Raw genomic sequence first — 14,573 nt, 5'->3', positions numbered from 1 at the left:
GTCGGGTCAGCGGCCGTTGATCTGGGCGACGATCGTGGGGTCCTTGATCGCCGTGTCGTTCGCGAGCAGGAACGCCTTGCTGAGCACCAGGCTGAGGACGGGGTCGTCGTCGAAGGGGAGGAACAGCTTCTGCGCCTGGCCGTCGCGAGCGGCGACGATGCAGAGGTACTGGTCGTTCGGTGACATCAGGATGTTGCCGCTGCCCAGGTGGATCCGGTACGTCCGGAGGTCGCCGCGCACCGCGAGGTAGCGGTCCTCGAACTCGCACCGGTCGGCGATGGCCAGCCGCGGAACGAGTTGCTCGAGCACCTCGCGGCGGATCTCGCCGGCCGCGGACAGTTCGCCGAAGCCGAACGTGTGCCAGTACGTCTCGAAGCGGCGCTCGGTCCCGCGGTCGAGCCATTCCGGATCCGCGCCGATCGAGGTGACCCCGACGAACAGGTCGACGTCTCGCAGCGCCTCGGTCAGGACGAGTGGAGGCACCTCGGCGAGCTCGATCGAGTCATCGGTCCGTACGTCGACGAACCGCACCTGATCACTGGTGCAGTACGGGTAGAGGTCGGTCGCCGCGGGCTCGTGGTCGTGGATCGGGTCGAAGTAGAACTCGGCGCGGATCCCGGCCGCTTCGAACGTACGCCGGGCAACGCCGTTGTCGATGCCGTCGTCCCACCACGCGACCGCGACCGGCGCCCAGCCACGCCCTTTCATCAACGCGCGGGCCTGGACCTGCCCGAAGACGTGACCGGCGAAGCGGTTCGAGTACACGCGGGTCTGTTCCTCGGCGGGCGTGAGCACGTAGAGCTCGCGGAACGCCTGCTTGAACGGCTGAACGACCTGCTGCTCGAGCAAGTACCGCCGCCAGTCGCGTACGTCGTCTGCGGTTGAGTGGATCGGGTGCCAGAGCCGTACCTCGGCGTCCGCCGGGATCTCGGCCTGCTGACCTGAACTCGTGACGACCTTCGCGGCGTCGAGCGGAATCCCGACGACGTCCGGTCCCTGCGGGGTGCTGAAGACCCAGACCAGCGTGCGGGCCATCCGGCCGGTGATCGGGTGGTCCAGGTACCAGGCGCGCCAGTTGTCGAGCCGCCAGCGGCGGTCCGCGGCCATCAGGCCGTCCAGGCGCACCCGCTCGCCGGCGATGGTTTTCCGGATGGCCTTGAGGTCGTTGCGGATTGCGGCGAGCGCTTCGGCATCGGCCTGCTTCACGTCCGGCGGCACCGACTTCCGGGACGTCTGCTTCTCGTCGACGTACAGGAGTGTTGCTGTCCTCCCGTCGACCACGACCTCGGCCGATCCCCGCGACAGCGGTGTCCGGCGCTTGCCGTCGGCGTCGAGGTCGTGGGTTTCGACGGCGCGTTCCAGCAGCTGGTCGCGGGTCAGTCCCTGCGCGGACGCCAGCGCGTCGATGGCCTTGCGGATCTGCCTCAGGAGGGTGCCGTGCCGCACGGAACGCTCGAGCGCGAGCAGTTCGGTGATCGACGATGGCCCGCCGATATCGGCCATGGCCTGCGCCGAGGAGTTGGCGAGCCGGAGGCTTCGGGGATTGCCGAACTGACCTCCGATCACGGTCACCGTCTTGACCGCGAGCCGCCGAAGCTGCTGCAAGAGCGTCGAGTCCCGCAGTACGCCGGCGATCGCGACAACGCCACACAGGAAGGCCTCGTTGGCCGGGGTGACGTAGCGCGGGTACTTCGACTCGATGTCGGCGGCGTCGAGAGCTGCGTCGAGGAGGGCGCCGACCAGAGCTGCGGGCTCGGACAACAGGCCGGTGACGCGCTCGGCCTCGGTGAGCCATTTCTTCGCGGCCTTGCCCTGGGCGGGAAACGCCGCGAGGAGATCGAGTGCCGCCGCAAGCGCCTCGGCCGGTTCGTCGGCTGCCTCGAACGCGCTGCGAAGGCGAGGGCCGATGTCGTCGTTCTCGTCGATCAGGTCGACGCGCAGCCCTTCCTCCGGGCCGACGAGCTTCCGCAGCCTGGTCGCCGTCGCGGCATCCTGAACCTGCTCGGCCGCACGCCCGAGCAGCGGTTTCAGACGTTCCTGCGCTGCGCCGGGCAGCCCGGCGTAAGCGTATTCGATCTGGCGGCTCACCGCGCGGAGAGCCTGGCTGCTCCGCCATGCCTCGGCCTGCTCGAACTGCCCGAGGCGCAGCGTCAGCAACCGCTCGATGTGCTCTGCCGACAGTTGGACGCGCTTCCGCGCGATCACCGACAACAGTTGGGCGCAGTGATAGCTGTCGACTCGCTCCGAGACGGTCAGGATGCACTCGAGCCGCAGCGCTTCCGTGGCCTGCAGTATCACCTGAATCTCGGGCATTGCCCGAGCATCTGCGTCAGCTGTCCACGACCGGCCACGCAGGGCCTGCAGCGCCGCGGCTACCAGCGCGGCGGCATCGCCTGCCATGCTCAGCCACCGACCAGCTGGACCAGGCGGACGAAGCGGATGTCGGAGTCCGCGGTCAACTCGAGTTCTTCGTCGAGCTCGGTCACCTGCCGGTCGTCGACCAGCACGAAGAACCCGTTGCGCCCGAACGCCTCGATCGCCCGCTCGGCCTGCTGCTCCCAGTCGAGCTGCCGCTGCTTCTGTGGGTCGGCGTTCAAGCGCGCCACTTCGTCCCGGACACGCGTCAGGACGAGGTCGCGCAGCGTGATCCTGCTCGGAATCCCCTCCAGCAGCGTCGTCGTACCGACCCGCCCTGCCCCCGACACATCGACGATCTTCACCGTGATCCCCACCGCCGCAGCATAGTCAGCGCTGCGCCCACTTGTGGGCCCAGCGCTCCTGCAACTTGATGCAACTTTGCTGTGAGGAGTGGACCGATCGCGGAATGCGACGGAGCATGGTGGGGTGCCGGCCCAGAGGTCGTCATCGTGACCGGCTCTCGTTGGTTCAGGGGGGCTCCTAGCCGACGGGAGCCGGTTACCGCCCGAGCGCGCGGATCTGCTCGAGATACGGCTTGTACGCCGTGACGAACGGTTCTGCCGTGGTGATGGTGGTGGCGAGGTGGTCGCAGGTCGCTCGAGCGGTGGCGATCACCTGGGGCGGGTAGTTGTAGCGGATCTGGTGCTCGTGGAACTCGTCCTCGTCCATCACGCGCACGGTGCCGTCGCGGAGCAGGCGGATGTCGAGGTCGAGGTCGACAGCGGTGACCGAGTCGACGCCGAACTCGGCCGGCATCGTGATGTCGCAGTAGATCGCGGTCTGGTGCGGCTCGTCGTTGAACAGAGCACTCCACCACTGGCCGTGCGGGAACAGGCGGACCCGGTGGTGGTCGATCGTGGTCCAGCTGCCGTCGGCGCGCTGCCCGCGGGTACCGGGAACGGAGCCGACCCAGAGGCCGTGCTCGTCCTCGCCGAGCCGGACCGCCTCGACCAGGCGATGCGGCTGCCCGTCGTACTTCCGGAACAGGGTCCTCACCATCTCCACATCGATCACCCTAAGTGAGACCCACCACACCTCCGAACAAGGCACACCCGGCGGGCGTCTTGAAGTCCGAGATATAGACTCAAGCATTCGAGGACGACCCGCGGGAGGAGCTCGATGCGCGTGCTGGAGACGGTGGAGGGTCCGGCGGACCTCAAGAAGCTGACCGATCAACAGCTGACCGATCTGGCGACCGAGATCCGGGACGTGCTGGTCGAGACCGTGACCCGCACCGGGGGTCACCTCGGCCCGAACCTCGGCATGGTCGAGATCACCCTGGCGATGCACCGGGTGTTCGACTCCCCGCGGGACCGGCTCCTCTTCGACATCGGCCACCAGGCGTACGTGCACAAACTCGTCACCGGCCGGGCGGGGGAGTTCGGCACGCTTCGTCAGCAAGGCGGCCTGTCCGGATACCCGAGCCAGGCCGAGTCCGAGCACGACGTGATCGAGAACTGCCACGCGTCGACCGCCTTGTCGTACGCCGACGGCCTGGCCAAGGCGTACCGGGTGCGCGGCGAGGACCGGCACGTGGTCGCGGTGATCGGCGACGGCGCCCTGACCGGCGGTATGGCCTGGGAGGCGCTGAACAACATCGCCGCCGCCAAGGACCTCAACCTCGTCATCATCGTCAACGACAACGGCCGGTCGTACAGCCCGACCGTCGGCGGCCTCGCGACCCACCTCACCAGCCTGCGGACCAACCCGCGGTACGAGAAGGTTCTCGACCTCATCAAGAAGAACCTCGGCCGGACGCCATACGTCGGCCCGCCGATGTACGAGGTGCTGCACGGCGTCAAGAAGGGCCTGAAGGACATGCTCGCCCCGCAGGGCATGTTCGAGGACCTCGGCCTCAAGTACGTCGGCCCTGTCGACGGCCACGACCGGCAGGCGCTCGAGGACGCGCTCCGCAACGCGAAGGCGTTCGGCGGCCCGGTGATCGTGCACGCGGTGACCAAGAAGGGCTTCGGGTACGCCGCCGCCGAGCAGGACGAGGAGGACAACCTCCACCAGATCCGCCCGGTCAACAAGCCGCGCGGCTGGACGGACGTGTTCTCCGACGAGCTGATCAAGATCGGTCACCGGCGGCAGGACGTGGTCGCGATCACCGCGGCCATGCTGCACCCGACCGGGCTCGCGCCGTTCGCGGAGGAGTTCCCGGACCGGATCTTCGACGTCGGCATCGCCGAGCAGCACGCGGTGACCAGCGCCGCCGGCCTCGCGCTGGGCGGCCTGCACCCGGTCGTCGGGCTCTACTCGACGTTTCTCAACCGTGCCTTCGACCAGCTGCTGCTGGACGTCGCACTGCACGAGTGCGGCGTGACCTTCGTCCTCGACCGCGCGGGTGTCACTGGTGATGACGGTCCGACCCACAACGGCATCTACGACATGTCGCTGTCCAACCTCGTCCCCGGACTGCGGCTCGCTGCTCCGCGGGACGGCAAGCGGGTCCAGGAGCTCCTGAACGAGGCCATCGAGGTCGACGACGCCCCGACGGTCCTGCGGTTCGCGAAGGGCGAGGTGTTCCCGGACATCGAGGCGATCGACCGCGTCGGGCAGATCGACGTACTCCACCGATCCGGCAAGGACGTGCTGCTGGTCGGCATCGGCTCGATGGCGGCGACCGCGATGGAGGTCGCGCAGCGTCTGGAGGCGCACGGTTTCGGCGTCACCGTGGTCGACCCGCGCTGGGTGAAGCCGGTGAACCCGCAGCTGGTCGAGCTGGCCAAGGACTTCGAGCTGGTCGCCACGATCGAGGACAACGGCCGCGCCGGCGGCTGCGGCACGATGATCGCGCAGGCGCTCCGTGATGCTGGAGTCGAGACGCCGTTCCGCGACTTCGGCGTACCGCAGGAGTTCCTCGAGCACGCCAAGCGCGCCGCCGTACTCCAGGCGATCGGGCTCACCGGCCAAGAGGTGGCGCGGGAGATCACCGAGCAGCTCACTCGACACGCAGAAGCTCTCAGCGAGCCGGACACCGCCGGCGACCGCCCGGGTACCTAGCAGGGGACCGTGGCTGAGGCAGGGCGACACAGCCGGCACGCGGCCACGCGCCGGCGATCGCGCGTCTGGCCGGTCCTGCTGTCACTCGTCCTGGTGGTGGTCGCGGTGGCCGGCGGTCTCGCTCTGCATCGCTCGAGCCAGACCGACGGTCGCGCTGCCGACGCCACCACCAACACGCCGACGGTCGACCAGGCCGCGCGATCGGCAGCCGTCGACCAGGTGCTGCAACGCCGCTCGCAGGCCGTCCTCGCCGGCAACGAGCAGGCGTTCCTCGCCGACGTCGACCCCGGCAACAAGCGGCTCGTCGCGAGCCAGCGCACCCTGTTCACGAACCTCCGCCAGTTCGGATTCGCGAAGCTGACCTACCAGCAACTGGCCCAGCAGTACGACGACACGATCGCCCAGAAGTACGGCCCGTCGACGTACCTCGTGGCCGTCGCGATGACGTACCAGATCCGCAGCATCGACCTGGTCCCGGTCCGCGCGATGCTCGGGTACACCTTCACCCAGCGGCCCAACGGCACCTGGATGCTGGTCTCCGACTCCGACCTGGACAAGCGCCTGCCACGTGGTTCGCACCAGGAAGCGTGGGACATGGACCTTGTCCTCGTGAAGCGGGCCGCACGCGTTCTCGTGGTCGTCGGGAAGGGGCAGGACGCACTCGCGGACAAGCTGGTCACGGTGTCCGTCAGCGCGGTGCAGGCGGTCTCGAAGGCCTGGCCCGGCGGCTGGAACGGCTCCGGCGTGGTGATCGCGCTCGACGACAAGATCGTCCGCGGCGCCGACTACACACAGCCGAAGAACGCCGAGGATGCACTCGCGATGGCGACCTGGGTGTACCGCACGCTGCCCGGCGAGGTCACCGGCGAGGGGCAGCGGGCCGACTCGTACGTCGTCGTGAACCCGCACAACCGGAACAAGGTCGACGCCCGCACGCTGGCCCACGAGTTCACCCACGTCGCCACCGCGCCGTACGGCCCGTACGCTCCACGCTGGCTGGTCGAGGGCGCCGCGACGTACGTCGAGTTCCTGCCGATGGACGGGCAGAAGGACCTGGCCATCAAGGAATACCGGCTGGACGTGCGGACGAAGTACCTCGCGAAGGCGAAGAGCCTACCCGCCGACGACACGTTCTTCGACCAGGCCGACAGCTCGTACCCGTTGTCCTGGCTGGCGCTCGACTACCTGTTCACCCGGTACGGCGGGGTCGAGGTCGGCACGCTCTACCGTGAGCTGGCCGCGCTCGGATCGACCCAGAAGGAACGCGACCGGATCATGCTCGAGCACCTCGGGATGAACGAGGCGGGACTTTTCCGCGCCCTCAAGGCCGCAGCCGCAGCGTAAAGCGGCAAGCGTCGAGTAGGGTAGCCCGGCTGCAACGATCGGGTACTCGGAGGGAACGACCCGAAGTGAGTGCGACGACGCCCAATGGAGGGCTGCCTGCTGGGCCCCGCCGCTGGCTCGGCCTGGTGCTGGCGGTTGCCCTGGTGTCGGGCGGCGTCGTCTACACCGTTGAACAGCGCGAGCAGGACGCCCACGAGCGGGCAACCGCCACGCAGACCGCGTCGCCCGCCCCGCCGAAGGCCACGAAGCCGTCCCGGATCGCCGCCGCGGTCGCCGCCCGGCGGGTCGCGATCGACACCATCCTGCTCCGCCGCGCGCAGGCCGTGCAGACCGGCAACGAGGCGCTGTTCCTGGCCGACGTCGACCCGGCGAACAAGAAGCTCCGCGCCGCGCAGAAGATCCTGTTCGCGAACCTGGTCGAGATCGGCTTCACCGAACTCGGCTACAGCCAGGCCGAGGAGCGCTTCAACCCGGCCATCCTCAAGGCCCACGGCGGTACGACGTACCTGGTCCGGATCCTGATGCGGTACCAGATCCCCAAGGTCGACTTCACGCCGGTGACGACCGAGCTCGGCTACACGTTCATCGCCCGCGGCGGCCACTGGCTGCTCACCGCCGACGACGAACTGGACGACGACCTCGGGCCGGGCGCGCATCGCGAGGCCTGGGACCTCGGCCGGATCGAGGTGCAGCGCCGCCCGCGCGTCCTCGTCGTCGTGGAGAAGGGCGACACGACCCGCGGCCGGGCGATCGCCACCGAAGCGGCCGAGGGGCTCCACGAGGTCGCGACGTACTGGCCGTTGAAGTGGACCGGCTCGGTGTTCGTGATCGCGCTCGACGAGACCGAGGTCCGCGACGCCAAGTTCGCCGACGAGGACATCGAGTCCGCGGCGAGCACCGGTACGACGTTCTCCTCGCTGCCCGGTCAGGACACCGCCGACGGTACGGTGGCCGGCGGGTACGTCGTGATCAACCCGAACGAGCGCGACCGCGTCGACGAGATCCTGCTGTCGCACGAGATCACCCACGTCGCGACCGCGGACCTCGGCGGGTACGAGCCGCTGTGGCTGGCCGAAGGCGCCGCGGAGTACGTGTCCTGGCGCGGTATCGAGGCCGTCAGCGGACCGGGCGAGGTCGGCAAGTGGGAGCAGGAGGTCATCGACGACGCCGTACCCCAGCTGACCGCGTTGCCCAGCGACGCCGGCTTCTACCAGAACTCCGCCGACGTGTACGGCGTCAGCTGGCTGGCGGTCCGCTATCTCGCGCAGCGCATCGGACTCGGCAACGTCGAGGAACTCTACGAGGACATGGCCCGCAACGGCACCGATCAGGCGGCCCGCGACCGCATCCTGCTGAGTCGCACCGGGCTCACCGAAGCGACCCTCTGGACGTCACTGACAACATACCGACCACAACGCTGAGTGGCGGTTTGACCTCGCGCTGTCAGAGGAGCAATCTCGAATGGGTTCCGTCCTGTCTTTTGATAAGACACAGTCGAGGAGGCGCAGATGAGTCTTGTGCGGAAGAAGACGATCGAGCAGTCGATCGCCGACACCGACGAGCCGGAGTATCAGCTGAAGAAACGCCTCACCGCGGTCGATCTGACCGTCTTCGGCATCGGCGTCATCATCGGTGCCGGTATCTTCACCCTCACCGGCCGTGCGGCCAAGCTGTACGCCGGACCGGGTATCGCACTGTCCTTCGTGCTGGCCGCCGTCTGCTGCGCGCTGGCCGCACTGTGCTACGCCGAGTTCTCGTCCACTGTGCCGGTGTCGGGTTCGGCGTACACCTTCTCGTACTTCTCGCTCGGTGAGATCTTCGCCTGGATCATCGGCTGGGACCTGCTGCTCGAGTTGATGCTCGGGGCAAGCGTCGTGGCGCAGGGCTGGTCGACGTACGCCGCCTTGTTCCTCGACCAGATCGGGTTGGGCTGGCCGTCGTCGATCGGACCGGACAGCAACGTCAACGTGCTCGCGATGCTGCTCGTCCTGGTGCTGGCGACCCTCGCGACGATCGGCATCAAGGAGTCGCTGCGGGTCAACCTGGTACTGGTCGCGATCAAGCTGTTCGTGGTGCTGTTCGTGATCGTCGCCGGCCTGTTCTACATCAAGGGCTCGAACCTGACGCCGTTCATCCCGCCGAGTGTCGAGACCCCGGACGCGCACGTCACCATCACGACGCCGTTGTTCCAGGCGCTGTTCGGCTTCACGCCGTCGACGTTCGGCGTGATGGGCCTGGTGTCGGGTGCGTCGCTGGTGTTCTTCGCGTTCATCGGGTTCGACGTGGTCGCGACCACGGCCGAGGAAGCGAAGAACCCGCAGCGCGACCTGCCGCGCGGCATCATCGGCTCGCTCGCGATCTGCACGGTCCTCTACGTGCTGGTCTGCATCGTCATCACCGGCATGGTGAAGTACACCGACATCAGCGGTGAGGCCGCGCTCGCGGAGGCGTTCCGCTCCGTCGGCCGCGGTGGCTTCGCAACGTTGATCTCGGCCGGTGCGGTCGCCGGTCTGACCACCGTCGTACTGACGCTGATGATCGGCGCCGCGCGCGTCGTGTTCGCGATGAGCCGCGACCACCTGATGCCCCGGCAGCTGGGCAAGACGCACCCGAAGTGGGGTACGCCGTACCGCCTGACGATCGCGATCGGCGTGGTCGTCGCGATCGTGGCCGGCGTGACCCCGATCGGCAAGCTCGAGGAGATGGTGAACATCGGCACGCTGGCCGCGTTCACCCTGGTGTCGATCGCGGTGCCGCTGCTGCGCAAGAGCCGCCCCGACATCCAGCGCTCGTTCCGGGTGCCGGGCAGCCCGGTGATCCCGATCCTGGCGGCGGTGATCTGCCTGTACCTGATGCTGAACCTGTCGCTGGAGACCTGGCTGCGGTTCGCGATCTGGATGGTGCTCGGCTTCGTCATCTACGCCGTGTACGGCTACCGGCGGAGCCGCGTCGGTCTGGAGGAGCGCACGGGCGAGGTCCAGAAGGCCTGATCCGGTCCCCGGGACGGTCGGCTGCGGTTAGGATCAGCCGACCGTCCGAGGGGGACACCAATGAATCACCCGAAACGCCTGTTCGCAGGCGTTGCCGCGCTGGCGCTCACTGCGTCCGGCGCGGTTGTCGCTGTCCGGGCCTGGCACGGTGACGCTGCCTCCGGCACCAGCGTGCTCGCCGTGCGGGCGACGCCCAGTACGACGCCTGGACAGCTCACTGCTTCGCAGAAGACAGCCCGCAAGAAGGCGCTGGACGTGATCCTGGCCCGACGGTCGGCTGCCGTGCTCGACGGCGATCTGAAGGGGTTCCTGGCCTCGGTCGACCCGAAGCAGACCCAGCTCGTCGCGCGGCAGCGGATGCTGTTCACGAACCTGCGGAAGTTCGGGTTCAGCACGCTGCAGTACTTCACCGCCGACGGGTTCGATGCGGTGCCGGCCCTGGTCGAGAAGTTCGGGGCGGCGGCGTTCTCGACGCGGGTGATGATGCGGTACCAGATCTCCGGGCTGGATCCACGGCCCGTGCAGACCGATCTCGGGTACACCTTCGCGCCGCGGGCCGGGGCCTGGGTGCTCGTCGACGACACCGGGATCGACGAGTTGCTGACCGAGGCAGGGCATCGCCAGCCCTGGGACTTCGACGAGGTCCAGCTGGTACGGCGGGGCAAGGTCGTCGTGGTCGTCGACAAGCGCGAGGCGAGCCTCGGCACGAAGGTCGCGAAGGTCGCGGACAAGGCCGTGGCGTCGGTCCGCAAGCACTGGGAGCGCCCGTGGAACGGGGCCGTGCTGGTCGTGGCGATGCCGCAGCAGCGGGTGATGTCGACGCTCTGGACGGCCGGCAGCGGCGACGGCTGGACGATCGCGGCGAAGGCCGTGACGCTGTTCGAGGGGGAGCAGATGGGGAAGCCGATCGGGCGTCCGATCGGCAGTCGCATCGTCGTGAACCCGGCACTGCGCAAGCGGCTCGAGAAGGACCTGCTCGTGCACGAGATGACGCACGTGGCAACCTCGACCCTGGGCCTCAACGCGCCGATCTGGGCCGTCGAAGGCCTCGCCGAATACGTCCGCTGCCGCTCGATCGAGGACGATCCGCACTGGTCCGTCGACCCGTACCGCAAGCGCGTCCGAACGAAGTACCTCTCGAAGCTGACCGCGCTGCCCAACGGGACCGTCTTCGCCGACGACGCCGACAAGGCCTACGGAACCAGTTGGTGGATCGTCGAGTACCTGGCCGACAAACTCGGCGAGAAGAAGCTCGCCACCTTGTACGTCGACCTCTCCCTGCACGGCGAAACCGTCCTGAAGAAGGACACCGGCCTGACCGCCGCCCAGCTCGTCGCCGCAGCCAAGAGGTTCAAAGGCTGAAGGTGCTGGGGGACGGAGCGGGCTTCCGGCACCGCACCGCCCCCCAGCGGTCTGTCAGGCGAGGCTCGCTACGCCCTTCGGCACGAAGCGGCTCCCGTTGACCTTCTCCGAGATGCCGGAGCGGTCCAGGTACGGCGTGATGCCGCCGAGGTGGAACGGCCAGCCGGCGCCCAGGAGCAGGCACAGGTCGATGTCCTGCGCCTCCGCGACCACGCCCTCGTCGAGCATGATCTTGATCTCCTCGGCGAGCGCGGTCAGCACCCGGGTGCGCAGTTCGTCGGCGGTAGACGGCTTGTCGCCGACCGTCACCAGCGCTTCCACCTCCGGGTCCACGACCGGCTTGCCCTCCGGCCAGATGTAGAACGAGCTCTTGCCCGCGGCGACGACCTTCGCCAGGTTCTCCGACACGGCGAACCGCTCCGGGTACGCCCGGTTCATCGTCTCCGCGACGTGCAGCGCGACCGGCAGTCCGACCAGCTGCAGCAGCACGAACGGCGGCATCGGCAACCCGAGCGCCGACAGCGCCTTGTCCGCCTCGAGGATCGGCGTACCTTCGTCCACCGCCGCGCTGACCTCGCCGAGGAAGCGGGTCAGCAGCCGGTTGACCACGAACGCCGGCGCGTCCTTCACGAGCACGCAGGACTTCTTCAGCTTCTTGCCGACCGCGAACGCCGTCGCCAGCGACGCGTCGTCGGTCCGGTCCGCGCGGATGATCTCCAGCAGCGGCAGCACCGCGACCGGGTTGAAGAAGTGGAACCCGACGACCCGCTCCGGGTGCTCCAGGTCCGCCGCCATCTCGGTCACCGACAACGACGACGTGTTGGTGGCCAGGATCGCGTCCGGGCGGATGATCTTCTCCAGGTCGGCGAAGATCGTCTTCTTCAGCTGCAGTTCCTCGAACACGGCCTCGATCACGAAATCCGCGTCCGCGAACACTGAGCGGTCGACCGACCCGGTGACCAGTGCCTTCAGTTGGTTTGCCTTGTCCTGGCGCAGACGGCCCTTCGCGAGCAACTTGTCGATCTCGCCGTGCACGTACCCGACGCCGCGGTCCACGCGTTCCTGGTCGAGGTCCGTCAGTACGACGGGAACCTCGAGCCGTCGCGCGAACAGCAGCGCCAGCTGACCCGCCATCAGACCCGCACCGACGACACCGACCTTCGACACCGGCCGCGCCAGCGACTTGTCCGGCGCTCCGGCCGGCCGCTTGGCCCGCTTGTTCACCAGGTCGAACGCGTAGAGGCCGCTGCGCAGCTCCTCGCTCATGATCAGGTCGGCGAGCGCCTCGTCCTCGGCCGCGAACCCACGGTCGCGGTCGTTGTCCTTGGCGGCCGCGATCAGGTCCAGTGCCCGGTACGGCGCCGGCGCCGCGCCGCTCACCTTGACGTCGGAGAAGCCCTTGCCCCGGGCAACGGCCGCGTCCCACGCGTCGCCGCGGTCGATCTCCGCCCGCTCGACCGTGACCTGACCGGTGAGGACCTTCGACGCCCAGATCAGCGACTGCTCGAGGAAGTCCGCCGACTCCAGCAGTACGTCGCCGATGCCGAGCTTCACCGCCTCCGGCCCGCTGAGCATCTTGTTCTGGTTGAGGGCGTTCTCGACGACGACCTTCACCGCGTTGTCCGCGCCGATCAGGTTCGGCAGCAGGAAGTTCCCGCCCCAGCCCGGGATCAGGCCGAGGAAGACCTCCGGCGTCGACAGCATGCCCGCGGCCACCGACACGGTCCGGTAGGTGGCGTGCAGCGCGACCTCGAGCCCGCCGCCGAGCGCGACGCCGTTCACGAACGCGAACGACGGCTTGCCGCCGTCGACCAGCTTCCGCATCACGCCGTGCCCGATCTTGCCGAGCGCCAGCGCCTGGTCCCGGTCGGTCAGCTTCGGTACGCCGGTCAGGTCGGCGCCGGCAGCCAGGATGAACGGCTTGCCGGTGACACCGATCGCGACGATCTCGTCGCGGGCGAGCGCCGCGTCGATGGCTTCGTTCAGCGAGCAGAGACCCTTGGGCCCGAACGTGTTCGGCTTGGTGTGGTCGTGCCCGTTGTCGAGCGTGATGAGCGCCATCGTGCCGGCCTTGTTCGGCAGTACGACGTCCCGTGAGTGGGCGAGCGTGACGACCTCGTCGGTCGAGAGCGCAGAAGCGTTGTCGATCAGTTCCTGCAGGCTCACTTCTGACCCTCCCAGTTGGGGTTCTCCCAGATGACGGTCCCGCCCATGCCGAGGCCGACGCACATGGTGGTGAGGCCGTAGCGGACCTCGGGGCGCTGCTCGAACTGCTTGGCCAGCTGGTTCATCAGCCGGACCCCGGACGACGCCAGCGGGTGGCCGAAGGCGATCGCGCCGCCGTACGGGTTGACCCGCGGGTCGTCGTCGGCGATGCCGTAGTGCTCCAGGAACGCCAGCACCTGGACCGCGAACGCCTCGTTGACCTCGAAGGCCTGGATGTCGTCGATGGTCAGGCCGGCCAGCTTCAGCGCCTTCTCCGTCGCGGGGACCGGGCCGAAGCCCATCACCTCGGGCTCGACGCCGACGAAGCCGTACGAGACCAGCTTCATCTTCGGCTTCAGGCCGAGCTCCTCGGCGGTTTCGGCCGACGTGATCAGCGCGGCGGTCGCGCCGTCGTTGATGCCCGCGGAGTTGCCTGCCGTGACCCGCCCGTGCGGACGGAACGGGGTCTTCAGCTTGGCCAGGTCCTCCATCGTGGTGCCCGGGCGCATGGGCTCGTCGGTGGTCGCGTAGCCCCAGCCCAGCTCGGCCGAACGCGTGGCGATCGGCACCAGGTCAGGCTGGATCAGGTCGTTCGCGTAGGCCTTGGCGGCACGCTCCTGGGAGGCGACCGCGAACGCGTCGGCGCGCTCCTTGGTGATCGAGGGGAACCGGTCGTGCAGGTTCTCCGCGGTCGACCCCATCACCAGGGCCGAGGTGTCGACCAGCTTCTCGGAGATGATCCGCGGGTTCGGGTCCACGCCCTCGCCCATCGGGTGCCGGCCCATGTGCTCGACACCGCCGGCCACGACCACGTCGTACGCGCCGAACGCGATCCCGGCGGCGGTGGTGGTCACTGCGGTCATCGCGCCGGCGCACATCCGGTCGATCGAGTAGCCGGGCGTGGTGTTCGGCAGACCGGCCAGCAGCGCGGCGGTCCGGCCGATGGTCAGGCCCTGGTCGCCGATCTGGGTGGTGGCCGCGATCGCGACCTCGTCCACCCGCTCCGGGGGGAGACCCGGGTTGCGCCGCAGCAGCTCCCGGATGCACTTGATCACCAGGTCGTCGGCGCGGGTCTCGGCGTACTGGCCCTTGGCCTTGCCGAACGGGGTGCGAACGCCGTCGACGTACACGACATCGCGGATCTCACGGGGCACGAGGGCCCTCCTCTGGGGTCGGGAAAGCTACCCCGATGCTACCCGTCGGTAACAGAACCGCCAAAGTCCCCACGCCTGTGGGTCGGCTCACAAA

General features: G+C 68.6%; 10 protein-coding genes. 5 read left to right on the top strand and 5 right to left on the bottom strand.

Going from position 1 to position 14,573, the window contains the following annotated elements; translation table 11 throughout:
* Positions 1-6: 6 nt before the first annotated feature.
* The 3 genes from EV649_RS00130 to EV649_RS00120 all read right to left on the bottom strand — a co-directional run bounded on the left by EV649_RS00130 (position 7) and on the right by EV649_RS00120 (position 3,417).
* Positions 7-2,400, bottom strand: a complete 2,394-nt coding sequence (locus tag EV649_RS00130) for a DUF4132 domain-containing protein (RefSeq protein ID WP_130379270.1) — start codon at positions 2,398-2,400, stop codon at positions 7-9.
* Between the two features lie 2 nt (positions 2,401-2,402).
* Positions 2,403-2,732, bottom strand: a complete 330-nt coding sequence (locus EV649_RS00125; RefSeq protein WP_198682248.1) for a hypothetical protein — start codon at positions 2,730-2,732, stop codon at positions 2,403-2,405.
* A 184-nt stretch (positions 2,733-2,916) separates the two neighbouring features.
* Entirely contained in the window at positions 2,917-3,417 is a 501-nt protein-coding gene (locus EV649_RS00120) for a DUF402 domain-containing protein (protein ID WP_130383437.1), read from the bottom strand.
* 120 nt (positions 3,418-3,537) lie between these two features.
* Here EV649_RS00120 and dxs point away from each other — a divergent pair, with 120 nt between their 5' ends.
* From dxs to EV649_RS00095, 5 genes are all read left to right on the top strand, one after another.
* Positions 3,538-5,424 carry a 1-deoxy-D-xylulose-5-phosphate synthase gene (dxs, locus tag EV649_RS00115; protein WP_130379269.1) on the top strand — a complete coding sequence of 629 codons (1,887 nt, stop codon included), beginning with the start codon at positions 3,538-3,540 and terminating at the stop codon, positions 5,422-5,424.
* Positions 5,425-5,433: 9 nt separating this feature from the next.
* Positions 5,434-6,768 (top strand): hypothetical protein, encoded by a 1,335-nt coding sequence (locus EV649_RS00110; protein ID WP_241997615.1) that lies wholly within the window; start codon positions 5,434-5,436, stop codon positions 6,766-6,768.
* Positions 6,769-6,833: 65 nt separating this feature from the next.
* Entirely contained in the window at positions 6,834-8,189 is a 1,356-nt protein-coding gene (locus EV649_RS00105) for a hypothetical protein (RefSeq protein WP_241997614.1), read from the top strand.
* Positions 8,190-8,276: 87 nt separating this feature from the next.
* The gene (locus EV649_RS00100; protein ID WP_130379268.1) at positions 8,277-9,758 is read left to right on the top strand and encodes an amino acid permease; all 1,482 of its coding nucleotides are present in this window, start codon (positions 8,277-8,279) and stop codon (positions 9,756-9,758) included.
* A 60-nt stretch (positions 9,759-9,818) separates the two neighbouring features.
* Positions 9,819-11,120: a hypothetical protein gene (locus tag EV649_RS00095; RefSeq protein WP_130379267.1), complete on the top strand. Its 1,302-nt coding sequence runs from the start codon at positions 9,819-9,821 to the stop codon at positions 11,118-11,120.
* A 54-nt stretch (positions 11,121-11,174) separates the two neighbouring features.
* Here EV649_RS00095 and EV649_RS00090 read toward each other — a convergent pair whose 3' ends face one another.
* Together EV649_RS00090 and EV649_RS00085 are read right to left on the bottom strand one after the other, a co-directional pair.
* Positions 11,175-13,286, bottom strand: coding sequence for a 3-hydroxyacyl-CoA dehydrogenase NAD-binding domain-containing protein (locus tag EV649_RS00090; RefSeq protein ID WP_130379266.1), 2,112 nt, complete (start codon positions 13,284-13,286; stop codon positions 11,175-11,177).
* Positions 13,283-14,479, bottom strand: a complete 1,197-nt coding sequence (locus EV649_RS00085) for an acetyl-CoA C-acyltransferase (RefSeq protein ID WP_130379265.1) — start codon at positions 14,477-14,479, stop codon at positions 13,283-13,285. The genes EV649_RS00090 and EV649_RS00085 overlap by 4 nt, the downstream gene beginning before the upstream one ends.
* Between the last annotated feature and the right edge of the window lie 94 nt (positions 14,480-14,573).

It is taken from the genome of Kribbella sp. VKM Ac-2569 (genome assembly GCF_004216905.1).
Taxonomy (GTDB): Bacteria; Actinomycetota; Actinomycetes; order Propionibacteriales; family Kribbellaceae; genus Kribbella.
This window is presented reverse-complemented; position numbering and strand designations above follow the sequence as displayed.